The 25,056-nt window shown below is 73.9% G+C and carries 20 protein-coding genes and 1 pseudogene; 18 read left to right on the top strand and 3 right to left on the bottom strand.

Annotation, left to right across the window (positions count from 1 at the left end):
* The first annotated feature begins 125 nt into the window (after window positions 1–125).
* From OG344_RS21485 to OG344_RS21540, 12 genes are all read left to right on the top strand, one after another.
* A complete protein-coding gene (locus tag OG344_RS21485; RefSeq protein WP_405084608.1) occupies window positions 126–1,028 on the top strand; it encodes an AAA family ATPase in 903 nt (300 codons plus the stop codon).
* Window positions 1,021–2,238, top strand: a complete 1,218-nt coding sequence (locus OG344_RS21490; RefSeq protein WP_405084609.1) for a vWA domain-containing protein — start codon at window positions 1,021–1,023, stop codon at window positions 2,236–2,238. Before OG344_RS21485 ends, OG344_RS21490 begins: the two co-directional genes overlap by 8 nt.
* A complete protein-coding gene (locus OG344_RS21495) occupies window positions 2,231–3,328 on the top strand; it encodes an XdhC family protein (RefSeq protein WP_405084610.1) in 1,098 nt (365 codons plus the stop codon). Before OG344_RS21490 ends, OG344_RS21495 begins: the two co-directional genes overlap by 8 nt.
* A gap of 6 nt (window positions 3,329–3,334) precedes the next feature.
* Window positions 3,335–4,069, top strand: a complete 735-nt coding sequence (locus tag OG344_RS21500) for an NTP transferase domain-containing protein (RefSeq protein WP_405084611.1) — start codon at window positions 3,335–3,337, stop codon at window positions 4,067–4,069.
* Between the two features lie 35 nt (window positions 4,070–4,104).
* A complete protein-coding gene (locus tag OG344_RS21505) occupies window positions 4,105–4,905 on the top strand; it encodes an SAM-dependent methyltransferase (protein ID WP_405084612.1) in 801 nt (266 codons plus the stop codon).
* Window positions 4,906–5,066: 161 nt separating this feature from the next.
* Complete coding sequence (locus OG344_RS21510; protein ID WP_405084613.1) at window positions 5,067–6,101, top strand: LLM class F420-dependent oxidoreductase; 1,035 nt, start codon at window positions 5,067–5,069, stop codon at window positions 6,099–6,101.
* 117 nt (window positions 6,102–6,218) lie between these two features.
* Window positions 6,219–7,391 (top strand): aminopeptidase P family protein, encoded by a 1,173-nt coding sequence (locus OG344_RS21515; RefSeq protein ID WP_405084614.1) that lies wholly within the window; start codon window positions 6,219–6,221, stop codon window positions 7,389–7,391.
* A gap of 24 nt (window positions 7,392–7,415) precedes the next feature.
* Entirely contained in the window at window positions 7,416–7,976 is a 561-nt protein-coding gene (gene efp / locus OG344_RS21520; RefSeq protein WP_150933075.1) for an elongation factor P, read from the top strand.
* Window position 7,977: 1 nt separating this feature from the next.
* Window positions 7,978–8,388: a transcription antitermination factor NusB gene (gene nusB, locus OG344_RS21525; protein WP_150933076.1), complete on the top strand. Its 411-nt coding sequence runs from the start codon at window positions 7,978–7,980 to the stop codon at window positions 8,386–8,388.
* An 18-nt stretch (window positions 8,389–8,406) separates the two neighbouring features.
* Window positions 8,407–9,159, top strand: a complete 753-nt coding sequence (locus OG344_RS21530) for a methyltransferase domain-containing protein (RefSeq protein ID WP_327045113.1) — start codon at window positions 8,407–8,409, stop codon at window positions 9,157–9,159.
* 56 nt (window positions 9,160–9,215) lie between these two features.
* Entirely contained in the window at window positions 9,216–10,460 is a 1,245-nt protein-coding gene (gene dinB, locus OG344_RS21535; protein WP_405084615.1) for a DNA polymerase IV, read from the top strand.
* Window positions 10,461–10,607: 147 nt separating this feature from the next.
* Window positions 10,608–10,985, top strand: coding sequence for a DUF3040 domain-containing protein (locus OG344_RS21540; RefSeq protein ID WP_117409750.1), 378 nt, complete (start codon window positions 10,608–10,610; stop codon window positions 10,983–10,985).
* Window positions 10,986–11,232: 247 nt separating this feature from the next.
* Here OG344_RS21540 and OG344_RS21545 read toward each other — a convergent pair whose 3' ends face one another.
* Window positions 11,233–13,734, bottom strand: coding sequence for a DUF3488 and DUF4129 domain-containing transglutaminase family protein (locus tag OG344_RS21545; RefSeq protein WP_405084616.1), 2,502 nt, complete (start codon window positions 13,732–13,734; stop codon window positions 11,233–11,235).
* A gap of 140 nt (window positions 13,735–13,874) precedes the next feature.
* On the opposite strand from OG344_RS21545, the pseudogene OG344_RS21550 reads away from it, so the two are divergent.
* A pseudogene (locus OG344_RS21550) lies at window positions 13,875–15,080 on the top strand (RNA-guided endonuclease InsQ/TnpB family protein); the annotation flags it as partial.
* Window positions 15,081–15,170: 90 nt separating this feature from the next.
* Here OG344_RS21550 and OG344_RS21555 read toward each other — a convergent pair.
* Complete coding sequence (locus tag OG344_RS21555; protein WP_405084617.1) at window positions 15,171–16,397, bottom strand: DUF58 domain-containing protein; 1,227 nt, start codon at window positions 16,395–16,397, stop codon at window positions 15,171–15,173.
* 39 nt (window positions 16,398–16,436) lie between these two features.
* Entirely contained in the window at window positions 16,437–17,417 is a 981-nt protein-coding gene (locus OG344_RS21560) for a MoxR family ATPase (RefSeq protein ID WP_327045117.1), read from the bottom strand.
* Window positions 17,418–17,911: 494 nt separating this feature from the next.
* On the opposite strand from OG344_RS21560, the gene mraZ reads away from it, so the two are divergent.
* The 5 genes from mraZ (at window position 17,912) to OG344_RS21585 (ending at window position 24,916) form a co-directional block, all read left to right on the top strand.
* Window positions 17,912–18,343, top strand: coding sequence for a division/cell wall cluster transcriptional repressor MraZ (gene mraZ / locus OG344_RS21565; RefSeq protein ID WP_117409747.1), 432 nt, complete (start codon window positions 17,912–17,914; stop codon window positions 18,341–18,343).
* Between the two features lie 288 nt (window positions 18,344–18,631).
* A complete protein-coding gene (rsmH, locus tag OG344_RS21570) occupies window positions 18,632–19,555 on the top strand; it encodes a 16S rRNA (cytosine(1402)-N(4))-methyltransferase RsmH (protein ID WP_405084618.1) in 924 nt (307 codons plus the stop codon).
* A complete protein-coding gene (locus tag OG344_RS21575) occupies window positions 19,552–20,694 on the top strand; it encodes a hypothetical protein (RefSeq protein WP_405084619.1) in 1,143 nt (380 codons plus the stop codon). Before rsmH ends, OG344_RS21575 begins: the two co-directional genes overlap by 4 nt.
* Before the next feature lie 509 nt (window positions 20,695–21,203).
* The gene (locus tag OG344_RS21580; protein WP_405084620.1) at window positions 21,204–23,156 is read left to right on the top strand and encodes a peptidoglycan D,D-transpeptidase FtsI family protein; all 1,953 of its coding nucleotides are present in this window, start codon (window positions 21,204–21,206) and stop codon (window positions 23,154–23,156) included.
* Window positions 23,157–23,269: 113 nt separating this feature from the next.
* Window positions 23,270–24,916, top strand: coding sequence for a UDP-N-acetylmuramoyl-L-alanyl-D-glutamate--2,6-diaminopimelate ligase (locus OG344_RS21585; protein WP_405089135.1), 1,647 nt, complete (start codon window positions 23,270–23,272; stop codon window positions 24,914–24,916).
* Window positions 24,917–25,056 lie beyond the last annotated feature (140 nt).

The raw sequence follows: 25,056 nt of genomic DNA on the forward strand, positions 1-25,056 counted from the left end.
TAAGCAGTGTCCGGCGACCGGGTGGGAACCGCTGTGGGATTGTGCCAAGGCGGTGTCCCAGGCCCGCGCGGCTTTGGCGGATTCGGCCAGAGCGGCGCGCGACGGCCTGCGCGTAACCTGTCCGTGTGCTGCGGCGGATCACCACCATCTCCGACATCGACTCGCCGGCGGGGCTGGCGGAGCTGCTCGACCACCACGACTACCTCGCCGACGAGGGGCTCACGACCGCGGCCTATCTCGCGCTCAAGATGGGGCGGCCGCTGTTCCTGGAGGGCGAGGCGGGCGTCGGCAAGACCGAGCTCGCCAAGACCCTGGCGGCGATCCTGGGCGCGCCGCTCATCCGGCTCCAGTGCCACGAGGGCCTGGACGCCGCGCAGGCCATGTACGACTGGGACTTCCCCCGCCAGCTTCTCCACCTCAAGGCGGCCGAGGCGGCGGGGGCCGCCGACGTGGCCGCGCTGGAGGGCGAGATCTACGACCGGCGGTTCCTGATCGCCCGGCCGCTGCTGCGGGCCCTGGAGACGCAGCCCAGCGTGCTGCTGGTGGACGAGATCGACCGGGCGGACGACGAGTTCGAGGCGTTCCTGCTGGAGGTGCTGTCGGACTTCACGATCTCGGTGCCGGAGATCGGGACCATCAGCGCCCCCACGCCGCCCGTCGTCGTCCTCACCTCCAACCGGACCCGCGAGGTGCACGACGCGCTCAAACGGCGCTGCCTCTATCACTGGCTGGAGCACCCGGATCTCGACCGGGAGGTGGCCATCGTGCGGCGGCGCCTGCCCGGCTGCGCCGAACGGCTCGCGGGGGACGTGGCCCGGGCCGCCGGGCGGATGCGCGCGGCCGGCCTGCTCAAGCCGCCGGGTGTCGCGGAGACGCTCGACTGGGCCGAGGCCCTGCTCACGCTCGGCGCGGCGGAGCTCGACCCGGCCCTGGCCGCCGCCACGCTCGGCGCCCTGCTCAAGCACCGGGAGGACCAGGAGACGGTGCGAGCGGGAGGGCTGCTCCACGCGGACGGCGGACGTGGCTGACCCGGGCGACCGCCGCCCCACCGAGCGCCGCACACCCGAGGCTCAGGGGATCGGGCCAGGCCGGGCAGGCGACGCGGAACGGATCATGGGCGGGCTGGTCGGCTTCGCCCGGACGCTGCGGGCGGCCGGGGTGCCGACCGACCCCCAGCGCACGCGGAACTTCCTGGCGGCCCTCGCCCACCTCGACGCCGCCGTCGCGCGGGACGTCTACTGGGCGGGCCGCCTCACGCTGTGCGCCGGGCCGGGCGACCTGCCCCGGTACGACCGCTGCTTCGCCGCCTACTTCTCCGCCTCCCTCCGCCCGGTCCGCCGCGTCCGCGGCACGACGGTGACCGTGACCCGCCCGGTGGCGGCGCCGTACGGCACAGGCGGCCCGGAGACCACCGGCGAGCCGGGCGCGCCGCCGGCCACGGCGAGCGAGATCGAGGTGCTGCGGCACCGGGACGTGGCGCGGATGAGCGAGGCGGAGCGGCGGGAGGTCCACCGCCTGCTCGCGCTGCTGCGCGGCACGAGACAGGCGCGCAGGTCACGGCGCTACCGGCCGTCGCCCCACGGTCCCGCGTACGACCGGCGGCGCACGATCAGGGAGATCCTGCGCGACGGCGGGGAGCCGGCCCGGCCGCGCCGCCGCGCCCGCCGGCGGCGGCCGCTCCGGCTCGTCCTGGTCGTCGACGTCAGCGGTTCGATGGCCGCCTACGCCGGCACCCTGCTGCGGTTCGCGCACGCGCTGGTGAGGGCCGAGCCCCGGGCGACCGAGGTGTTCAGCGCGGGGACGCGGCTGACGAGGATCACCGGCGCGCTGCGCCACCACGATCCCGATCTCGCCATGGACGAGTGCTCGGCGGCCATCCCGGACTGGAGCGGCGGCACCCGCCTGGGCGAGGAGGTGCGGGCCCTGCTGCGGCTGCCCGACCCCCGGGGCGCGATCGTCGTGATCGCCTCCGACGGCTGGGAGAGGGGACCGGCCGACCTCCTGGGCGCGCAGATGGCCCGGCTCTCCCGGCTCGCCCGCCGGGTGGTGTGGGTCAACCCGCACAAGGGCGATCCCGCCTACCGCCCGCTCACCGCGGGGATCCGCGCGGCGCTGCCGTACGTCACGGAATTCGTGGCCGGGCACAGCCTGGCCGCGTTCGAGGACCTGGCCGCGCTGCTGGCCGGCCGGCGGGCGGATCCGGGCCGGGCCGTACGGAGGGGAGGGGCCGATGCGTGACGTGCTCGACCAGGTGCTGGAGTGGTGGGAGTCGGGGCGGCGGTTCGGGCTCGCCACCGTCGTCGGCACGTTCCGCAGCGCGCCGCGCCCGCCGGGGGCGGCGATGGCCGTGCTGGACGGCGAGGTGGTCGGCAGCGTGTCGGGGGGCTGCGTCGAGGGGGCGGTGTACGAACTCGCCACCCGGGTCGCCGGGGACGGGACGCCGGTCCTGCAGCGCTACGGCGTCAGCGACGACGACGCGTTCGCGGTGGGGCTGACCTGCGGCGGGATCATCGACGTGTTCGTGGAGCCGGTGTCGCGGCGCGACTACCCGGAGCTGGGGGAGATCGCCGCGGGCGTGGCGTCGCGGCGGCCGGTCGCGGTGGCCACGATCATCGGCGGTCCCGGCCGGGTGGGCGCCCGCCGGGTGGTGTGGCCGGACCGGGCCTCGGGCTCGCTCGGCTCCGCCCGGCTCGACGACGCGGTGGACGACGACGCGCGCGGCATGCTCGCGCAGGGCTCGACGGGCGTGCGGCGGTACGGCCCGGCCGGCGAGCGGCGGCTGGACGACCTGCCGGTGTTCGTGCTCTCCTTCGCGCCGCCGCCGCGCATGCTGGTCTTCGGCGCGATCGACTTCGCCGCGGCCGTCGCGCGGATCGGCCGCTTCCTCGGCTACCACGTGGTGGTGTGCGACGCCCGGCCGGTCTTCGCGACGGCCAGGCGGTTCCCCGAGGCCGACGAGGTCGTGGTGGCCTGGCCGCACGACTACCTGACCACCACCGAGGTCGACGGGCGCACCGTGATCTGCGTGCTCACCCACGACCCGAAGTTCGACGTGCCGCTGCTGGAGGCGGCGCTGCGCACCCCGGCGGCGTACGTGGGGGCGATGGGGTCGCGGCGCACGCACGAGGACCGGCTGGCGCGGCTGCGCGAGGCCGGGCTGTCGGAGGAGGAGCTGTCCCGGCTGCGCTCGCCGATCGGGCTCGATCTCGGAGCGCGCACGCCGGAGGAGACCGCCGTGTCGATCGCGGCGGAGCTGATCCGGCTCCGCTGGGGCGGTAGCGGCAGGCCGCTCACGGAGACCTCCGGCCGCATCCACGGCGAGCGGTGACGCGACGTGACGGACGAGGGGATCGTCACCGGGCTGCTGCTGGCCGCCGGGGGCGGCAGCAGGTTCGGCGGGCCCAAGGCACTGGTGGAGTTCGAGGGGGAGCGCCTCGCCGGCCGCGGCGTCCGGCTGCTCGCCGAGGGCGGGTGCCGGCCCGTGCTGGTCGTCGTCGGAGCCGCCCAAGCCGCGGTCGAGGCCGAGCTCAGGGCCATGACCGAGAGCACGTCCGAGAACACAGCGGGGGGAGCGAAGCCGGGCGCGGCCGGGGGTGGGGTCGAGCACGCGGCCGGGGGCGTGGCCGCGGATGCGGGATCTGGTGTGAAGGCGGGCGCGGAGGTGGGCGTGGTCGTCGTGCGCAATGAGCTGTGGGAGACGGGCATGGGCTCGTCGCTGCGGGCCGGGCTGCGCGCGCTCCCGCCGTCCGCCGCCGCGGTGGTGATCGCCCTCGCCGACCAGCCACTCGTACGGCCCGAGGCGGTGCGCCGCCTGGTCGCGGCGTTCCGGGGCGGAGCCCGGGTCGCCGTCGCCGCGTACGGAGGCGTGCCGCGCAACCCCGTGCTGATCGCCCGCGAGCACCTCGCGGAGGTCGCGGCGCTGGCCGTGGGCGATGTGGGGGCCCGTCCCTTCCTGTGCGCCCATCCCGACCTCGTCACGGCCGTGGCCTGCGACGACGCGGGCGACCCGGCCGACGTGGACACCCCGGACGACCTCCGGCGGCTGCGCGGCGGCCGCCCGGCCTTATGATCACGAGGAATCATCCGGCCGAGCGGGAGCGTGTCATGGCGGAGCAGGCGCCCGGCGGGTTCGACGTCAATCAGCCCAACGTCGCCCGAATGTACGACTACTACCTGGGCGGAAAGAACCACTTCCCCGCCGACCGGGCGGCGGCCGAGCGGGTGATCGAGCTGTCGCAGGGCCATGTGCGGGAGGCCGTACGGGAGAACCGCGCGTTCCTCGGCCGGGCCGTGCGCTTCCTGGCCCGCGAGCGCGGCATCCGCGCGTTCCTCGACCTTGGCGCGGGGCTGCCGACGCAGGGCAACGTCCACGAGATCGCCCTCGACGTCTCGCCCGACGTGCGGGTGACGTACGTGGACAACGACCCGGTGGTGGCGGCGCACGCGCGGGCGCTGCTCGAAGGCGACCTCCGGGTGCGTTTCGCGCAGGCCGACCTGCGGCGGCCGGAGGAGGTCGTCGCCGCGGCGGAGGCGAACGGCTTCGCCCTCGACCGGCCCGTGGCGCTGCTGCTGTTGTCGTGCCTCCACTTCGTGCGCGACGAGGAGGACCCGGAGGGGCTCATAGCCGCCTACCGCGAACTGCTCCCCTCCGGCAGCCACGTCGTGATCTCGCACGTCAGCGCCGATCCCCTTCCGGACGCGATGGCCGCGATGAGCGGTGTGTACAGCAAGGCGAACGCGCCGTTCGAGGCCCGGCCCGCCACCCAGATCGCCCGGTTCTTCGACGGGTTCGACCTGGTGGAGCCCGGAGTCGTCGAGTTGAACCGGTGGCGGCCCGAGCCCGACGCGCTGCCGCTGAGCGGGCCGGTCCTGCCGGTGCTCGGCGGAGTCGCCCGACGCCCCTGAGGCGCCCCCGAGCCGCCATCGGACCCCCATGTGCCGCCACCGGAGCCCCCTGTGCCGCCCCTTGGCGGAGTGGCCGCGGCCGGTCGGTGTCGTTAGCCTTGGTCACACCGACGGAACATCATTCGGTTACTCACCGGTGTACGCGCGGAAGGACGAGGCGGATGCGGATCGGGATGGCCCTCAACTACTCCGGGGGCTTCAAGGAGACGGTCGCGGAGCTGGCCGACTACGAGCGGGCCGGGCTCGACATCGTGTTCGTCGCCGAGGCGTACAGCTTCGACGCGGTCAGCCAGCTCGGCTACATCGCGGCGCGGACCGAGCGGCTGCGGATCGCCTCGGGCATCCTGCCGATCTACTCCCGCACGCCGGCGCTGCTGGCCATGACGGCCGCGGGCCTCGACTACGTCTCCGACGGGCGTTTCACCCTCGGCCTCGGCGCCTCCGGGCCGCAGGTGATCGAGGGCTTCCACGGTGTGCCGTACGACGCGCCGCTCGGCCGCACCCGCGAGATCATCGAGATCTGCCGCAAGGTCTGGCGGCGCGAGCGGCTGGAGTACGAGGGACGGCACTACACCCTCCCTCTGGAGGGCGGCACCGGCCTCGGCAAGCCGCTCAAGCTGATCAACCACCCGGTGCGCGAGCGCATCCCGATCGTCGTCGCGGCGATCGGGCCGAAGAACGTCGAGCTGGCCGCCGAGCTCGCCGAGGGCTGGGAGCCGATCTTCTTCATGCCCGAGAAGGCCCGAGAGGTGTGGGGCGCGTCGCTGGCCGCCGGGGGGGCGCGCCGCGACCCCGCGCTCGGCGAGCTGGACGTGATCGCGCAGGCCGTGCTGGCGATCGGCGACGACGTCGAGGACGTGCTGGACCTGGGCCGCTCGATGGCCGCCCTCTACATCGGCGGCATGGGCGCCAAGGGCAGGAACTTCTACAACGACCTCGCCCGCCGCTACGGCTACGAGAAGGAGGCCGAGCAGATCCAGAACCTCTACCTGGAGGGCAGGAAGGAGGAGGCCGAGGCGCTGGTGCCGCGGGAACTGCTCGAACGCGTCTCCCTGGCCGGGCCGGAGGGCCACGTCAGGGAGCGGATCGCGGCGCTGCGCGAGGCCGGGGTCACCACGCTCAACGTCGCCCCGTTCGCGCACACCCACGAGGAGCGGGTCGGGCTCATCGAGAAGATCAAGGACCTGGCGTCCTGACAGGCGGCGCGCCCGGGCGAGCGGGGGCGGGGAGCGCCCGGGGCGCCCCAGAGCGTGAGGTGCGTGCGGTGCACAGGGCGAGCGGGGGCGCCCGGAGGACGGCGGTAAAGTCCGTTTGTGACTGATGCCGCAAGGACCGCCGACGGGACCGCCGGAAGGACCGCCGGAAGGACCGCCGAGGAGGCCCACGCCGCGCGGCGCGCGCGGCTGGCCGCGGCGCTGGGGGAGCACGAGGCCGGGGCGGTCCTCGTCACCTGGCCGGTGAACGTGCGTTATCTGACCGGGCTGACCAGCTCCAACGCCGCCGTGCTGGTCACCGCGGCGGGGGAGGCCGCGCTCGCCACCGACTCGCGCTACCGGGAGACGGCCGAGGCGGTGTGCGCGGGAGTCGAGGTGATCGAGGACCGCGACGTGACCGGGGTGCTGCTCGACCGGTGCGCCGGCGCGGCGCGGGTCCTGGTGGAGGGCGACCACATGCCGGTCGGGCTGTTCCAGCGGCTCTCGGAGCGGCTGTCCCGCCGTCACCCCGACAGCCGCCCCGGCAGCCGCCCCGGCCGCCGCACCGTGCTCAGCCCGGCCGGCGGCCTGGTGGAGACCCTGCGCGCCGTCAAGGACGAGGCGGAGATCGAGGCGCTGCGCCGCGCGTGCGCGCTCACCGACGAGGCGTTCTCCCTCGTCGTGGAGCGCGTCGCGGCCGGCGTCACGGAGCGGGAGATCGCCCGGTGGCTGGAGGCCGCCATGGTCGAGCTCGGCGCGGACCGGCCCGCCTTCGACTCCATCGTGGCGAGCGGCCCGAACGGCTCGATCCCGCACCACTCGCCCTCCGAGCGGCGCGTCGAGCGCGGCGACCTCGTGACGATGGACTTCGGCGCGCGCTACGGCGGCTACCACGCCGACATGACCCGCACGGTCGCGGTGGGCCCGCCCGCCGTCTGGCAGCGCGACCTGTACGACCTCGTACGGCGGGCGCAACGCGCGGGCCGCCACGCCGTACGGCCGGGGGCGACGGCCGGCGAGGTGGACGCGGCGGCGCGCGAGGTGATCGCCGGGGCGGGCCACGCCGAGCGGTTCGGCCACGGGCTGGGGCACGGAGTCGGCCTGGAGATCCACGAGCTGCCGTTCCTGGGCCCTGGCAGGACCGGTAGACTAGAGGATCGAGTTCCGATCACCGTCGAGCCGGGGGTCTATCTTCCGGGCGCGGGCGGTGTGCGCATCGAGGACACGCTGGTCACGCGTGCTGACGGGCCGGAGCTTCTCACACTGACGACCAAGGAGCTGCTCGTCCTCTAGGGCAGCCGCACGCGGGAGACGCACGTGGCGACGACGAACGACCTGAAGAACGGACTCGTGCTCAAGCTCGACGGCGGAGAGTTGTGGACCGTTGTCGAGTTCCAGCACGTAAAGCCGGGTAAGGGCGGCGCGTTCGTCCGTACCAAGCTGAAGAACATCATGTCCGGGAAGGTCGTCGACAAGACCTTCAACGCCGGCGTGAAGGTCGACGTGGCGAATGTCGACAAGCGGGAGATGCAGTACTCCTACCTCGACGGCGACGACTTCGTGTTCATGGACACCGAGACCTACGACATGGTCAACATCGCGCGTTCCGTCGTGGGCACGGCCGCCAACTACATGCTGGAGAACACCACGGCGACCATCGCCTTCAACGAGGGCAACCCGCTGTACGTCGACCTCCCGGCGGCCGCCGAGCTGACGATCGCCCACACCGACCCCGGCCTGCAGGGCGACCGCTCGACCGGCGGCACCAAGCCCGCCACGCTGGAGACCGGCGCCGAGATCAAGGTCCCCCTCTTCATCACCACCGGCGAGAAGGTCAAGGTCGACACTCGCACCGGCGAGTACCTCGGTCGGGCCTGACGTGTCGGCTCGGGGGAAGGCCCGCCGCCGCGCGCTGGACGTCCTCTTCGAAGCCGAGGCCCGGCAGGTGAGCCCGCTCGACGTGCTCGCCGAGCGGGTGGAGCGGGCGGACCCGCCGGTCAACGAGTACACCTCCTTCCTCGTCGAGGGCGTGGTCCGGCACCTCGACCGGATCGACGAGCTGATCTCGACGTACGCCGAGGGCTGGACCCTGGAGCGCATGCCCGCCGTGGACCGCAACGTCCTGCGCGGCGGCACGTACGAGATGCTGTGGTCCGAGGAGGTCCCCGAGGGCGTGGTGATCAGCGAGTGGGTGCACCTGGTGGGGGAGCTGTCGACCGACGAGTCGCCGCAGTTCGTCAACGGCCTGCTGGCCCGCTTCAAGCAGCTCAAGCCCTCGTTGTCGCTCTGAGCCGGGAGGAGGCCGCAAGTGCGTGACGCCACACGCCGCGCCGTCGTCTGGGAGGCGCTACGCGCGGTCCTCGCCGAGCGGGCGGCCGCCCTCGGGCGCGAGACCCTCGACATCGTGGACGCGGGCGGCGGCACCGGCGGCTTCGCCGTGCCGCTGGCCTCGCTCGGCCACGTCGTGACCGTGGTCGACCCGACTCCCGACTCGCTGGCCGCCCTGGAGCGCCGCGCCGCCGAGACGGGCGTCGGGGTCAAGGGCCTGCAGGGCGACGCCGCCGACCTCGGCGACCTGCTGGAGCCCGGCAGCGCCGACCTGGTCGTGTGCCACAGCGTGCTGGAGTACGTCGAGGACCCGGCGGGCGCGCTGCGCGCCGTCGCCGGCATCCTGCGGCCGGGCGGCGTGGTGAGCGTGCTCGCCGCCAACTCGGTCGCCGCGGCCGTCCACCGCTCCCTGGCCGGGCACTTCGACGAGGCCCGCCAGGCCCTGTCGGACCCGGCGGGCCGCTGGGGCGACCGCGACCCGACGCCGCGCCGCTTCTCCCGGGAGGCGCTGGCCGCGCTGCTGGGCACGGCGGGCTTCGCGGTCGGCGAGGTGCACGGCGTGCGCATCTTCGCCGACCTCGTGCCGGGCATGCTGGCCGAGAGCGACCCCGACGGCCTGGTCGCGCTGGAGCGGGCGGCGGCCACCCACCCCGTGCTGCGGGACATCGCCACCCAGATCCACGTCATCGCGTACCGCGAACAGACGCGGATGGGCGCGGACGGACGCGAATAGAAAAGACGTTCGGGTGGGGTGAGATTGGCGGGGCGGTGGTCGGGTAGGGTGACGTCATGTCCCGGAACCAGCTGCTGCCCCGGGATCCGTCGCCGCCGCCGGAGGGGCCCGTCGACGACAGCGGCTGCCCGATCCTGCACGTGGACATGGACGCCTTCTTCGCCAGCGTCGAGCTGCTCGATTACCCCGAGCTCCGGGGCACCCCCGTCATCGTGGGCGCGGCGGGCGCGCGGGGGGTCGTCCTGAGCGCGACCTACGAGGCCCGCCGGTTCGGGGTCCACTCCGCGATGCCGATGACCCGCGCCCGGCGCGTCTGCCCGCAGGCCACGGTGATCCCGCCCAGCCACGGCAAGTACGCCGAGGTGTCCCGCGGCGTCATGGAGATCTTCAAGTCGATCACCCCCGAGGTCGAGCCGATCGCCTCCGACGAGGCGTTCCTCGACGTGGGCGGGGCCAGGCGGAGGCTCGGCAGCCCCGCCGCCATCGCCCGGATGATCCGCGCCCAGGTCGCGGAGCAGTACGGCATCACCTGCTCGGTGGGCGTGGCGAGCACGAAGTTCGTGGCCAAGCTCGCCTCACGGCAGTGCAAGCCGGACGGCCTGCTCGTGGTCCCGGCCGGCAAGGTGGTGGAGTTCCTGCACCCGCTGCCGGTGGCCGCCCTGTGGGGGGTGGGCGAGCGCACCGAGCAGGCCCTCGTACGGCTCGGCATCCGGACCGTCGGCGACCTGGCCCAGGTGCCGGTGGCGACGCTCCGGCGTGAGCTCGGCGTCGCGGGCGCGCACCTCGCGGCCCTCGCCTGGGGGCGCGACGAACGCCGGGTGGTGCCGCACGCGCCCGACAAGAGCATCGGCAACGAGGAGACGTTCCCGCACGACGTCGACGACCCCGAGACGATCAGGCGTGAGCTGCTCCGGCTGTCGGAGCGGGTCGCCGCGCGGCTGCGCGCCGCCGGGCACGTCGGCCGCACCGTCAGCGTCAAACTCCGCCGCTCGGACTTCACCACCATCACCCGGTCGCGTACGCTGCGCGAGGCCACGGACGTCGCGAAGGAGATCTACGACACATCATGCGAGCTCTACGAGGCGGCAGGGCTGGAACGGGTGCGGCTGCGGCTGGTCGGGGTGCGCGTGGAGAACCTCGGCCCGGCCGCCGCGGCGACCCGCCAGCTCGGCCTGGGCGAACGGGAGACGGGCTGGCGGGAGGCCGAACAGGCCATGGACCGGGCGGCCCGCCGCTTCGGCCCGGACGCGGTGAAGCCGGCATCGCTTGTTCGGCGTCCGTTTGGTCCAATAGGTCCATGACGTCGCCTCCCGTTTGGACCGCGTTGGTCGTTTTCTTTCGCCTACGTCTGAGGACTCGTATTCTGGGGATAACCGACCGCGAGGTTCGGACACCCCGTGTCGTCCGTTGCCGTCTTCCCCTGAATGGGGCCGTCCTTGGGAGGCGCCGTGCCGTTGTCTGAGCACGAGCAGCGCTTGCTCGACCAGATCGAGCAGGCCCTCTACGCCGAGGACCCGAAGTGGGCGAACACCGTACGGATCAGTGATCCGCGCAGCCACTACAAGCGCCGCCTGGTGAAGGCCTCCATAGGCTTCGCACTCGGCGTGGTCCTGCTGATGGTCGGCGTCGTCGCGGCATTGATCTGGCTCGGTGCCGCCGGCTTCGTGGTCATGCTGGCCACCTGCCTGTGGGGCCTGTCGAGCTGGAAACGCATGAACGGGTTCGGTGACTCCCCGTCGTCCCGCACCCGAGGCCGCCGCCCCCAGCGCCGCAGCTTCATGGAGCGCATGGAGGAGCGCTGGCGCCGCCGCCACGACGAGCACTGACACGACGAGCACATTTACACGACAGCACTGACACGACGAGCACTGATCCCCGCGCTCGTTCACACGTTCTGAACCACCCCCGGTGGGCCCGCAAAGCGGGCCCACCGTCTCGTCTCTCCGGCCTCGTCGGCGGGGGCCGTCCGCCTGCGTTCGTCTTCACAGGCTCGTCGGCGGGGTTCGTCTGCCTGGGTTCGTCGGCGGGGGCCGTCCGCCCGGGCCTGGGCCGGCCCGCCGTCGGCCCCGCCGCTCAGCGGCGGGTGCCGGTGAGGGTTCGCTCCCGCGCCGCCCCGGCGTCGTGCCGCGCCTCCCCGGCGGCCGGCCGGCGGAACGGCCCATCCGGGCCGCCCTCCCGGGCCCTGCTCAGAGGCGCCTTGCTCAGTCGTGCCCTGGTCAACCGTGCCCTGCTCAGTCGTGCCCTGCTCAGCCGGGGCGTCAGGTTCTCCATCCGGTCGAACACGTCGAGCGCGCTCTCGCCGAACGCCCGCACCCGCAGCAACGTCGACGCCGGAGCCAGCGCGGCCCCCAGCCTCCGCCACCGCGACAGGTGCGCGGCCAGCCCGCGCCTGATCCGGTGAAGGTCCGCGGGGACCGGGCCGGACGCCGGGGGAGCCGGCGCGTACCGCAGCCGTTCCTCGGCCGTGACGACGCGGGCGAGCGACTCGGCGGCCCCCCGGTCCAGCGCGTACCTCTCGCCGACGCGGCGGCCGACCGCTCGCGGCGTCTCGCCCGGCTCCCCGGCCATGCCGAAGTCGATCAGCGTGTCGCGCAGCTCCGCCCACGCCGCGTGCGGCCCGCCGGACGACCGGGCCAGCCGGCGGTCGCGGCCACGCCGCACCAGCAGGCGCGCCGCGGCGGGCAGCAACAGCAGCACCAGCGCGCCCGCGACCCCGAGACCGGCCTTGACGCTCGTGGGCGTGCCCGGGTCGGCGGCGACGGCCGTGCCCTGCGACTCGCGGTCGAGCTGGCGGGGGTTCGGCCGCGACGGGCCGCCGGCGCCGGTCGTCTCCTCGTCGTCGTCCGACCGTCCCGCCGAGGGACCGGCCGAGGGCTCGGCCTCCGGGGCGACGGGCCGGGTGTACTCCGGCACCTGGGCGCTGCCCTGCCCGCCGGCGCCGGCCGGAGTGGGCTCGAACCGCAGCCAGCCGACGCCGTCGAAGAACAGCTCCGGCCAGGCGTGGGCGTCGTGGGTGCGGACCGTCCACCTACCGTCGATCTTGCTGCCGCCCGTGTAGCCGATCGACACCCGGGCCGGGATGCCGGCCATCCGGGCCATCGCGGCCATCGCCCCGGCGAACTGCTCGCAGTAGCCGGCCCGGTCGCGCAGCACGAAGCGCGACAGCGCCTCGGCCCCCGACCCCGACGCGCGGAGGCTGTAGGTGAAGCCGCCCTTCTGCGTGAACCACTCCTGGAGCCTGACCGCCTTCTCGTACGGCGTGGCGGCCCCGGCGGTGACCCGGCGGGCGAGCGCGTTCACCCGCGGGTCGAGCCCGTCGGGCAGCCGCAGGAAGGGCTCGCTCTCGGGCCGCTCCACCGCCGAGCGCAGCGCCCCGAGGCCGGGATCGGGCTCGTCGGTCACCACCTGGTAGTCCAGGCCCGCCACCTCGTCGCGGGTGGAGAAGACCATGAGCGACCCGCGGTCGGCCCGCCAGTCACCGTCGGCGTCGACCTGCCGGGCGGGATACGGCAGGGGCAGGAAGTGGAGCCGGTCGAGGTCCTCGCTGATCGTGACCCGCATCGTGGCCCGCTTCACCGGCACCCCGGGGCCGAGGCCGGGCACGGGCGGCAGCGGCCCCTCCGACACCCGGTCCTCCGGGCGTCCCCGCAGCGGGTTGAAGGTCCACTTGGCGCCGTCGAACACGTCGAGCGCGTAGATCCGCAGATAGTGCGGCTTGTCGTCGCTGCTGCTGTAGGTGAGGACGGTGGCGTTGCGGTCCTGCCTGAGCTGGCCGCCGAGCTTGGCGGTGGCGTCGGGGATGCCGATGTTGCCGCCGCTCCCGCCCAGGCCGTTGCCCACGCCGAAGCCGAACAGCGGGTCGGGGGACAACGCCGGCAGGATCGCGGGCACCAGCACCGCGAGCACGATCGCCGTCACGCCGACGCGCTTGCCCGACAGGGCCAGCCGCTCGGTGTCCGGCGTCACCCCGGACGCCGGGCCGCCGGACCGGCGGACCACCACGGCCCGGCCCCAGCCCTTCAGCCGCTCCCGGCCGTCGGCGACGAGCAGGCCGATGTATCCGAACGCCGCGACGACGAACGCCGGCCATCCGATCGGCTCGGGGAGCACGGCGGCCGGCACGGTGAACAGGGCGAGCATCGGCAGCCCGGCCAGCGCGGCGCGGCGCAGCCGCACCGCGAACAGGTCCACCAGCAGGGCGATCACCGCCACGCCCGTCGTGGTGAGCAGGGTGATGCCGGGGTTGGCCGGCACCGGGGCGGCGTACCGCTGGATGTCGTCGAAACCCTCCCCGACCAGCGCGACGAGCCCGGCGAGCGAGTCGAGGGTGGGGATCACCCGGAGGAACGCCTCCTGCGCGGTGAAGGCGGCCGTCAGGTAGACGAGCACCGCGACGGGCGCGACCGTGGGCGCCACCCAGGGACGGGCGCCCAGGCGGGAGGCCACCGCCCCGGTGGCGGCGACGACCAGGATGACCCCCATGCAGGACCAGAACCACGCGCCGCCCTCGAAGAGCGCATAGAGCGTGATCGTGACCGCCGCCGTGGCGAGCCCCGCCGTGATCGGCAGTTTCATCAAGATCCTCCGTGGAAACCCCCGCCCTCAGGCGGGGGAGGAATCGGACCCCCTGCGGAGCAGGGCAGGGGCAGGCGGTTCGCCGCCAGGCGAAACGCCGTACGAACAAACATGCGATCGGCGACTGATCGGGTGGCATGATGTGCGGCGTGGCGCAGACGGTGAAGCGGGCCTACAAGTACCGCTTCTATCCCACCCCCGGGCAGGCGTCCGAGCTTGTCCGGACGTTCGGGTGCGTGCGCCTGGTCTACAACAAGGCCCTGGAAGAACGCACCCGCGCCTACACCCGGGAAGGCGTCCGCGTCTCCTACACCGAGTCCTCGGCCGCGCTGACGGCGTGGAAGCGCACCGAAGAGCTGGCGTTCCTGGCTGAGGTGTCCTGTGTGCCGTTGCAGCAGGCGCTGCGACACCTGCAGGCCGCCTTCGCCCACTTCTTCGCCAAGCGGGCCGGGTACCCCACCTTCAAGTCGCGGAAGAAGTCGCGGGCGTCGGCCGAGTACACCCGCTCGGCGTTCCGCTACCGCGACGGTCGGCTCACGCTGGCGAAGATGGACGACCCGCTGAACATCGTGTGGTCGCGTCCACTCCCGCAGGGCGCGGAGCCGTCCACGGTGACCGTGAGCAGGGACGCGGCCGGGCGATGGTTCGTGTCCCTCCTGGTGGAGGAGACGATCCGCCCCCTCGACCCCATAGGGGACGTGGTCGGGGTGGACGCGGGGATCACCAGCCTGGTGGCCCTGTCCCGCCCGATACCCGATCTGACCGACGAGGACGGCAAGGTCGCCAACCCCCGGCATGAGCGCACCGACCGGCGCAGGCTGGCTAAGGCCCAGCGCTCGCTCGCCCGCAAAGCGGCGGGCAGCGCGAACCGGGCCAAGGCCAGGGTGAAGGTCGCCCGCGCCCACGCGCGGATCGCCGACCGGCGCCGGGACTTCCTGCACAAACTCAGCACTCGGCTCGTCCGCGAGAACCAAACGGTCGTGATCGAGGACCTGGCCGTCCGCGCCATGGTCAAGAACCACTCCCTGGCACGCGCCATCTCCGACGCCTCCTGGCGGCAACTCCGCTCGATGCTGGAATACAAAGCCAGGTGGTACGGGCGGGAACTGGTCGTGATCGACCGGTGGTTTCCCAGCTCGAAGCTGTGCTCGGCCTGCGGGGCACTGCAAGAGTCGATGCCGTTGCACGTCCGGGAGTGGGCGTGCGCCTGCGGCGCGGTCCATGACCGGGACGTCAACGCCGCCAGGATCCTCGCCGCCGGGCTGGCGGAGAGGTGAAACGCCTGTGGAGCTGGTGTAAGACCTCAACGGAGTCCTCCGAGCGGGCAACCGGCGGCGAAACAGGAAACCCAACCTGTGAGGGTTGGAATCCCCTCCCTTCAGGGAGGGGAGGATGTCAAGGGTTCCACCTCTTCCCCCGGGGCCGGCCCGGCCGGCTCAGGCCGCGCTCCTGCTGTTTCCGGCTTCGGGCCACACGGTCGCGAGCGACGCACCGGCGGGCAGGTCGAGCACCCGCCAGCCGGCCCCGGTCAGCACCGACCGGGCGGCCTGCGCGTGCCCGGCGCCGGAGCCGTCCCAGCTCCCGAGGTCGAGCAGCACCGCCACGGCGGTCACGCCCGGGTGCCGGAGCCGCGCGAGGGCGAGGGCCTCCTCGGGGTCGACCGCGCCGAGGACCGCGATGATCAGGCCTTCCCCGCCGCCCTGGCGCAGCACGCCGATGCCGTGCTCAAGCGACCGCGACGAGCTCTGCCGGACGACCGCGAGCGTGTCGAGCAGCGACCACGACTGGCCGGTGTCCACCGTCTGCCGCGCGCCCTGGTCGGTGACCAGGCGCAGGGCGAGTCCCTCGGCGGACAGGTGGACCCCGATGGACGCGGCGGCGGAGACCGCCACCTCGAACGACGAGCGCGGCCCCTCGCCCCGGTGGGCGTACCTGCGGGTGTCGAGCAGCAGCGCGCCGCGGCTCTGCCACTCCTGCTCCTCGCGCCTGACCATCAGCTCGCCGCGCCGCGCGGTCGAGCGCCAATGGACCCGGCGCAGGTCGTCCCCCTGGCGGTACTCCCGCGGCGCCACGTCGTCGTCGCCCGCCGCCGCGACCGACCGCGTACGGCTGTCGCCCCCGCCGGTGTAGTCGCCCGACAGGCGCACCGGCGGCAGCGGCACCACCTCGGGGGTGACCACGAGCGTGTCGGTGATGGTGAATGAGCGGGCCAGCTCCACCAGCCCGAACGGGTCGGCGATCCGCACGGACAGCGGCCCGATCGGGAATCGCCCGCGCAGGTCGGAGCCGACCTTGTAGTCGATCTCCCGGACGCCGCGCGGCTCCATCCGGTCCAGGACGAACCTCGGCCGGGTGCCCAGCGCGTACTGCAGGGTGTCTTCCACCAGCAGCAGCCCGGTGGGCAGCCGGGTGACGTTCTCCAGCCGCAGGGTGACCGTGCTCTCCTCGCCGGCCTGCACCCGCGCCGGGCCGAGCCGGCGGGTGCAGGACAGGCGGTAGCGGGTCCGCGTCACGACCAGCGACGCGATCAGCGGCATCGCGATGATCAGTACGGCCACGCGCAGCAGGTCCTGCTCGCCCAGGACCAGGGCGCACACCAGGGCCGCCACGCCGGAGGCGAGGAACGACCGTCCCCGCGGGGTCAGAGCCTTCAGCCCGGGCATGGGCACTCCGTCACTCTCTCGTCAGTGCGCGTCGGGGACTCAGTGCGCGTCCGGGACGGGGACGCGCCGCAGCAGCTCGGCGACGAACTGCTCCGGCTGGCGGCGTTGTCCCTGCGCCTCGAGGCTGGGCAGCAGGCGGTGCGCCAGCACCGGAGCGGCCAGGTCCTGCAGGTCGTCGGGGATCACGTAGTCGCGCCCCGACAGCGCCGCGTGGGCCCGCGCGGCGCGCACCAGATGGAGGGTGGCCCGCGGGGAGGCGCCCAGCCGCAGGTCGGAGGAGCTCCGGGTGGCCGCGACCATGTCGACGGCGTAGCGCTTGACCGGCTGGGAGACGTAGACGGCGCGGACGGCCCGGATCAACGCGGCCACCTCGGCCGTGGTCGCGACCGGCTCCATCTTGTCCAGCGGCTGGGAGGCGCCGTGGACGTCGAGCATCTCCAGCTCGGCGGCGGGCTCGGGGTAGCCCATGGCGATCTTGGCGGTGAACCGGTCGCGCTGCGCCTCGGGGAGGGGATAGGTGCCCTCCATCTCGATCGGGTTCTGCGTCGCGATGACCATGAACGGCGACTCCAGCGCGTAGGTGACGCCGTCGACCGTCACCTGGTGCTCCTCCATGCACTCCAGCAGCGCCGACTGCGTCTTGGGGGAGGCGCGGTTGATCTCGTCGCCGACGACTATGTTCGCGAACACCGGGCCCGGCTTGAACTCGAACTCCCGCGTCTGCTGGTTGTAGGCGCTGACCCCCGTGATGTCGCTCGGCAGCAGGTCGGGCGTGAACTGCACGCGCTTGACCGGGCAGTCGATGGAGCGGGCCAGGGCCTTGGCGAGCATCGTCTTGCCGACGCCGGGGACGTCCTCGATCAGCAGGTGGCCCTCCGCCAGGAGCACGGTGAGAGTCAGGCGGACGACGTCGCTCTTGCCCTCGATCACTGATTCGATCGCGTTGCGGATCCGGTGCGCGGTGTCGACCAGATCCTCAAGCGGGGCGGTCGCGTCGGTGACGTCGGATGTTACAGCCACCAGGCCTCCATGAGGGTGCGTCCCCGAGAATGGGGCGTTAAACGTTCCTTTTCCATTCTGTGTACTGACCTTATGTCCCCTCTGGTTCGCGGGCGACTTTGTCCGGAAAACGGAGTGAACTGCGGGTAGAGTCCGGACCTTTCGAGGTCACGTACCGCGACCAGCCGAATCCCGGGGGCCGATCCTGGCCGCTCCACTTCCCCCCACCCGTTCCGGGCCGCTTTCCCCACCGGTTCCCCGGCCGGCCTTCCCGCCGGGCCGGAACACCGTACGGGCCGGGGCTCGCGCCGTGGGCCGACACGCCCGTGCGCGGGCGGGGGCGGCGCGGCGCCCCACTCCGACCCACCCCGTTTCACCTGCGAAAACGCCGCCGGTTTTGATTGCGGACACGGCCGGAATCAGTTGACGGTGGGGAGAAGTGGAGTATGGTGGTGCGCAGTGGAGGGCAGAGGCTACAGAGCTGAGCGCTCCGCAAGGCACAGGAGGTGGGTCCGGTGTTTCTCGGCACCCACCACCCGCGCCTAGACGACAAAGGACGGCTGTTCCTGCCGGCGAAGTATCGCGAGGAGCTGGCGGAGGGTCTGGTGATCACCAAAGGCCAGGAGCGCTGCCTCTACGTCTTCCCCGTAGAGGAGTTCCAGCGCATCACCGAGGCCCTGCGCACCGCACCGGTGACGGCAAAGGCGGTCCGCGACTACAGCCGTGTCTTCTTCGCCAGCGCGTCCGACGAGATGCCGGACAAGCAGGGGCGCATCACGATTCCCCAGACGCTCAGGCGGTATGCCGGGCTGGAACGCGACTGCGTCGTCATCGGCGCCAACACGCGTCTGGAGATCTGGGACGCCCAGGCGTGGGACACCTACCTGGATGCCCAGGAGCAGGCATTCTCCGATCTGTCGGAGGAGGTGCTGCCCGGGATCCTGTAGCTCGATTCCCTTTCTCGTTCGATCAGAAGACCCGTCGGTGACGTTCGGCGAGGTCTCCACCCGCTCCCAAAGGGCAGCTGATGCACCTTCCCCGGTGTCAGACGCCACGGAAGGCGACGCGGATGGGGACCTGGCCGGGCGGGTCGGTTCCCTGGGGGAACCGGCATGGGTGGGGATCCGTTGGGTAGTCACCGGCGGCACAGCCGCGAATCCGCGAGTAATGCGGCGTAATGGGGGTTGGAAGCGTTGTCGCACGAGCCCGGTCAGCCGGGTGGTCACGTTCCGGTCATGCTCGATCGCGTACTGGAGTTGCTCGCTCCGGCGCTCACCGGACCGGATCCGGTGGCCGTGGACGCCAACCTCGGTCTCGGCGGGCACGCCGAGGCGCTGCTCGCCGCCCACCCCTCCCTCCACCTCGTCGGAATCGACCGCGACCCCACCGCCATCGCGCGCTCCACCGCGCGGCTCGCGCCGTACGCGGACCGGATCACCCTGGTGCGCGCCGTCTCCGACGAACTGGCCGACGTGCTCCGTGACGCCGGACGGCCCCGCATCGACGCCGCGCTGTTCGACCTCGGCGTGTCCTCCCCTCAGCTCGACGAGGCGGAGCGCGGTTTCGCCTACTCCTACGACGCCCCCCTCGACATGCGGATGGACCGCGACCAGGAGCTCACCGCCGAGCGGGTGGTGAACACCTACCCGGCCGCGGACCTGATCCGCATCCTGCGCGACTACGGCGAGGAGCGCTTCGCGGCACGCGTGGCGAACCTCATCGTCAAGGAGCGTGCCAAGGACCCCATCACCAGCACCAAACGGCTCGCCGACCTCGTCCGCGCGGCGATACCCGCCGCGACGAGGCGGACCGGGGGCAACCCGGCCAAGAGAACGTTCCAGGCGCTACGCATCGAGGTGAACGGAGAGCTGACCGCGCTGGAGCGCGCGCTCCCCGCCGCGCTCGGCGCGCTCGCACTGGGCGGGCGCGTTGTCGTGCTCGCCTACCACTCCCTGGAGGACCGGCTCACCAAGCGGGTCCTCGTGGCGCGAACCAAGGAAACGGGCCCTCCGGGGCTGCCGGTCCCGTTGGAGGCGCACCAGCCTCGGTTCCGCCTTCTGACGAGGGGAGCGGAGCTCCCGGACGACGAAGAGGTGGCCCGCAACCCGCGGGCGGCCTCGGCCCGCTTGCGGGCGGCAGAGAGGATCCGCGAGGGATGAGGACAGAGCAGGAGAGCAGGAGGGCGGCCGGACGCGTGGCCACGCCGTCCCGCGTGCCCGGTCGCGTGCCGGGCCAGGCCGCCGGATCGGCGGGCGAGACCGTCGCGACTCCCGAAAAGCCCCTCGGCGGCGCGCGCCGCCGGCGTGAGGACGACCAGCCGCGCCGGACCCGGCCCGCCGCCGCGGGCGACGCGCTCCCGCGTGAGGCCGTCCCGGCTCCCCGCGGCGGCGCGGCCGGACGGGGCCGTGCGGCGGCCCCCGCCTCACCCGCCGACGCGAGGACCCGCCAGGACGGGCCCGCCCGCAGTGGTGCGGCCGGACGCGGCCGTGCGGCGGAAACGGTCCCGCCTGCCCGCGGCGGCGCGCGGGCTCGGCAGGATTCCGCCCGCCAGGGTGGGTCCGCTCCCGCCGAGGCGAGGGCCCGGCAGGAGGCGCCCGCGGCGCCCCGCAAGGGCAGGGCCCCGGCGAAGACCGCCGCCGGGCCCGCCGCGGCCCCCAAGCGCAACGCCGTACGGACGTCAGCGGCGGGCCGTGTCGCGCCGCCCAGCCAGATGCCGCCCAGCCAGATGCCGCCCAGCGAGATGCCGCCCAGCGAGAGGCCGCTCCGTGCGAGGCCGGGCAGGGAGACGCCGGGCAGGGGCGCGCCGGAGCGTGCGGCGCCGTTCCGGGAGAGCCGGGAGCGGGGGGGCCGGGACACGGCCGAGACCGCGCCCGCGCCGGGACGTGCCCGGCGTGGCGCGGGCGCCGCTGCCTCCCCCGTGACGTCCCCGCGTGCCAGAATGGCGCGGCGAGCGTTCCGGCGGCCACCGCGTGCGCCGTTCGTGCTGCTCGTCGTGGGTCTCATGTGCGGGGGTCTGGTGACCCTCCTGCTGCTCAACACGGTCCTCGCGCAGGACTCCTTCAAGCTGAGCGATCTGCGGTCGAGCATCGACGATCTGCACCAGCAGGAGGATGACCAGAGGAACCTGCTGCGCACGTGGACCCAGCCCGGCGCGGTGGACGAGGCGGGCCGCGGGACGGGTGAGGTGCAGCCGGACCACTCCGCCCCTCGGTTCATCAGGACGGGCGAGGGCACGGCCGGGCAGCAGACCGGCGAGACGAGCACGGGCGCGGGCACGGAGGAGGGCACGGACCGGTGAGAGACAGCGGCCGGAACCCGGGTCCCGGCCGCGGCGGTCCCACCGGGCGTGGCGGTCCCACCGGGCGTGGCGGCGGCCAGGGCCCGGGCGGCGGCAGGCGTGACCCGGGGTCACCGGGACGGTCCTCCCGTGAGGACGGGCCGCCGAATCCCGGCCGCCCCGGCCGCCCCGGCCGCCCCGGCCGTCCGTCCGATCCCGGGTCCGGCGACGCGTCCGGCCGCCCGGCACGCCCGGGCGCCGACGGCGGACGCGCGTCGCGGGCCGAGAGCGGCGGCCCGGATCGGGGCCGTGAAGGAGCCGCAGGGCGGGCTCGCGACGCCGGCCGCACGCGCGGCCCCGCGGACCGCGACGCCGCGACCCCCGGCCGTCCCGCCCGCGCGGCGACCGGCCGCGGCGGCGACCGCGCGGCCCGTGACCGTACGGACGGCGCCCGCGCGCCTGGCAGTCGCGCGGGGGCCATTCGTGCGGGGGGTAACCGCGCGGGAGGCGAGCGAGCGGCCGATCAGCGGGTGCCGGGCGACCGCGCGTCGCGGGCCGAGAGCGGCGGCGCGTCGCGGGCCGAGAACGGCGGCGCGGGGCAGGGCCGGGCCCGGGCGGGCGGCACGCCGCCGCGCACACCGACGGGCACGCCGCCCCGCGCGTCGTCCCGTGCACCGGGGGGCGCGTCGGGGCGCACACCGCCGCGTCCGCCTCGTGCGCCGGGCCCGCCTCCACCTCCGCGCCCGCCGGCCGTGCTGCGGCTGGGCAACCCCGTACGGCGGCTGCGGGCGGCGATGCTGGTGATGGCGATCGTGCTGTCGTTGTTCGCCGGACGGCTCGTGCAGTTGCAGGGGCTCGACTCGAAGGTGCTCCAGGCGAAGGCCGTACAGCAGCGGGTGCAGCCGGAGATCCTGCCGGCGCGGCGCGGCGCGATCACCGACGCGGAGGGCAACGAGCTCGCGGTGACGGTCGAGGCCAGGGAGGTCTACGTCGACCCCAAGGACGTCGACCCGGCCAAGCGCGACCTGGTCGCCACCACGCTGGCGCGCGAGCTGAACAAGCCCAAACAGGACATCGACGCCGCGCTGGCCAAGGTCACCCAGCGCTACATCCCGCTGGCCCGCGACGTCGCGCCGCTGCGGGCCAAGCGAATCATGGGGTTCAAGCTCAGGGGCGTGGGCACCAAGGAGACCTACCGCCGACTCTACCCCGGCAAGTCGCTCGCGGGCGGCCTGATCGGCTTCACCGGCGTGGACGGCCGGGGCCTGGAGGGCCTGGAGAGCGCGTACGACGACGTCCTCGCGGGCCGGGACGGCAAGCAGAGCATCGAGCTCGGCGCGAACCGCCAGCGCATCCCGATGACGCGCAGCCAGCTCGAGGCGCCGGTGCCCGGGCGGGACGTCCGGCTGACCATCGTCCGGGACCTGCAGTGGGCCGCCGAGCAGACGCTGGCCCGGCGGGTGCGCGACACCGGGGCGCGCAGCGGCAGCGTGATCGTGATGGACATCCCCACCGGCCGGATCCTCGCCATGGCCAACGCGCCCCAGGCCGACCTCAACGACTGGCAGTCCGCTCCGGCCGACGATCGCGCCAACCGCGCGGTGTCGGAGATCTTCGAGCCGGGCAGCACCAACAAGGTCATCACGGCCGCCGCGGCGATGGAGGCGGGGGCGGTCACGCCGGACACCGTCTTCCGGGTGCCCGACCACATCCAGTGCGCCGACCAGCGGCTGAAGGACGCCCATCCGCACGGGCCCGAGTCGATGACGTTCACCGGCGTCCTCGCGGAGTCGAGTAACGTGGGCACCATCATGGCGGCGGAGAAGATCTCCAGTCAGCGGTTGTACGACATGTTCCGCTCCTTCGGGTTCGGCGCGCGCAGCGGGTCGGGCGTCCCCGGCGAGCAGGACGGCCTGCTGCCGAGGTGGGAGACGTGGTCGGGCAGCCAGCGCTGTACGATCGCCTACGGCCAGGGCATCTCGGTCACCGCGCTGCAGATGGCCAGCGTCTACCAGACGATCGCCAACGGAGGAGTGCGGGTGACCCCCTCGATCGTGGCGGGCACCACCGACGCGCACGGCGCGTTTGTCCCCGCTCCGGCCGCCAGGAGCACACGGGTGATCAGCGAGACGTCCGCCCGGCGCATCGCGCTCATGCTGGAGGCCGCGGTCGGCCACGAGGGCACGGGACAGGAGGCCTCGATCGAGGGCTACCGTGTCGCGGGCAAGACCGGCACCGCCATGCGGTACGACGAGAAGTGCGCGGGATACTGCGGATACACCGCGACGTTCGTGGGCTTCGCCCCCGCGGACCAGCCCCGGCTGATGGCCCTGGCCGTCATCCAGGATCCCAAGAAGGACCACTACGGCGGCGCCGTCGCCGCCCCGGTGTTCAAGGACGTCATGACTTTCGCGTTGAAGAACAGGAAGATCCCCCCGACCGGCACGAAGGCGCCCGCGATGGTCCTTCGCCCCGCGGGGTGACCGGGACCGTACCGGCCGGGGTGGAGAGCACGCGAGCCCCGGTGGCGGAGGGCGGAGTGGCGGAGCCGGACGGCGGAGGGGGGTACGCTCTCGCCGTGCGTTCCGCGTCGTCCATGCGTCCAGAGGCGGTCCAGGCCCGCCCGCTGTCCGCGCTCGCGTCCCTGCTCGGCCCGTCGTCGTCGGCCGTACCCTCCCCCGGAGCGCGGGTGGTCCGCGGCGCCGTCACCGGCGTCACCCTCGACTCGCGCCGGGTGCGGCGCGGCGATCTGTACGTGGCGGTGGCCGGGGCCTCCCGGCACGGCGCGGAGTTCGCCGGCGCCGCCCTCGCGGCGGGCGCGGCGGCGATCCTCACCGACCCGGAGGGCCGTGACGCGGCCGTGGCCACGGGCCTGCCGGTGCTCGTCGTGCCCGACCCGCGGGCGGTGCTCGGGCAGGTCGCCACCTGGGTGTACGGCAAGCCCGCGGCCGGCATCACCCTCATCGGCGTGACCGGCACCAGCGGCAAGTCGACCTCCACCTTCCTGCTGGAGGCGGGACTGCGGGCGGCGGGCCACCGCACCGGCCTCGTCGGCGGCGTGGAGATCCGCGCCGGGGACGTGCGGTTCACCCCCGACCTGACCACCCCCGAGGCGACCGACCTGCAGGGCCTGTTCGCGCTGATGCGCGAGCAGGGCGTGAGCGCCGCGGCCATGGAGGTCTCCAGCCACGCGCTGGCCCTCGGCCGGGTGGACGGCCTCTTCTACGATGTGTCGATCTTCACGAACCTGTCGCAGGACCACCTGGACTTCCACCGGGACCTGGACGACTACTTCGCGGCCAAGGCGCGCCTGTTCACCCCCGAGCTCAGCCGCCTCGGGGTGGTGAACGCCGACGACGCCCACGGCCGCGAGCTGGCCGGCACGGCCAAGATCCCGATCATCACGTTCTCCGCCTCGGGAGCGCCGGAGGCCGACTGGCGCGCCGAGGACGTGCGCCTCGGCTCCGCCGGCAGCAGATTCCGCCTCGTCGGTCCCGGAGGCGTGGAGGCCGACGTGGCGGTGGCGCTGCCCGGGCCGTTCAACGTGGCCAACACGCTCGGCGCGCTGGTCGCGCTGGTGGAGACGGGCGTCCCGCTGCAGGCCGCGGTGACCGGTGTCGGCGAGTTCACCGGCGTCCCCGGCCGGATGGAGCGCGTGCCGGGCGACGGCGACGTGCCCGGGGACGTGCAGGTGATCGTCGACTACGCGCACAAGCCGGGCGCGGTGGAGTCGGTGCTCCGATCGCTGCGGGCGGTGCTGGACGACGGCCCGGACAAGGGGCCGGACAAGAGACCGGACAAGAGACCGGGTGACAGGCCGGACGGGGGACCCGGCGGACGCCTGGTCGTCGTGCTCGGCTGCGGCGGCGACCGCGACCGCGGCAAGCGCCCCCTGATGGGCGAGGCCGCCGCCCGCCTCGCCGACGTGGCGATCCTGACCAGCGACAATCCTCGTACGGAGGACCCGCTCGCGATCCTCGCCGCGATGCTGGAGGGCGCTCTGCGGGTACGCCAGCAGGAGAGGGCGCACGTCGTCGTGGAGCCGGATCGGGCGGCCGCCATCCGCCTGGCCGTCGGCGGTGCTTCGCCCGGAGATGTGGTAGTTGTGGCGGGCAAGGGACACGAGCTGGGGCAGTATGTCGGGGGCGAGGTCATCCCCTTCGACGACCGTGAGGTGGCCGCAGCGGCCCTCGCGGAGCGGAACCGGGCACGGCGGGCCGCAGGGGAGACCGCCGGTGCGTGAGGCGGTGTTACGGGGCGTCCCAGGCGTCCCGGTTCACGGTGCTCCGGTGCATGGTGCTCGGGTGCATGGTGCTCCGGTCCACGATGCTCCGGTGCATGGCGCGCCGGTTCATGGGGGCCCGACAAGCGACGCGAAAGAGA

Source organism: Microbispora sp. NBC_01389 (assembly GCF_045040095.1).
Classification (GTDB): Bacteria; Actinomycetota; Actinomycetes; order Streptosporangiales; family Streptosporangiaceae; genus Microbispora.

Coding starts and splice junctions, on each gene's coding strand:
- OG344_RS21510 (WP_405084613.1), top strand. CDS start 5,067: ATGCGGATCGGGATGGCCCTCAACTACTCCGGGGGCTTCAAGGAGACG.
- OG344_RS21545 (WP_405084616.1), bottom strand. CDS start 13,734: ATGAAACTGCCGATCACGGCGGGGCTCGCCACGGCGGCGGTCACGATC.
- OG344_RS21575 (WP_405084619.1), top strand. CDS start 19,552: ATGAGGACAGAGCAGGAGAGCAGGAGGGCGGCCGGACGCGTGGCCACG.
- OG344_RS21585 (WP_405089135.1), top strand. CDS start 23,270: ATGCGTCCAGAGGCGGTCCAGGCCCGCCCGCTGTCCGCGCTCGCGTCC.
- OG344_RS21495 (WP_405084610.1), top strand. CDS start 2,231: ATGCGTGACGTGCTCGACCAGGTGCTGGAGTGGTGGGAGTCGGGGCGG.
- OG344_RS21555 (WP_405084617.1), bottom strand. CDS start 16,397: ATGCCCGGGCTGAAGGCTCTGACCCCGCGGGGACGGTCGTTCCTCGCC.
- dinB (WP_405084615.1), top strand. CDS start 9,216: ATGTCCCGGAACCAGCTGCTGCCCCGGGATCCGTCGCCGCCGCCGGAG.
- rsmH (WP_405084618.1), top strand. CDS start 18,632: ATGCTCGATCGCGTACTGGAGTTGCTCGCTCCGGCGCTCACCGGACCG.
- OG344_RS21505 (WP_405084612.1), top strand. CDS start 4,105: ATGGCGGAGCAGGCGCCCGGCGGGTTCGACGTCAATCAGCCCAACGTC.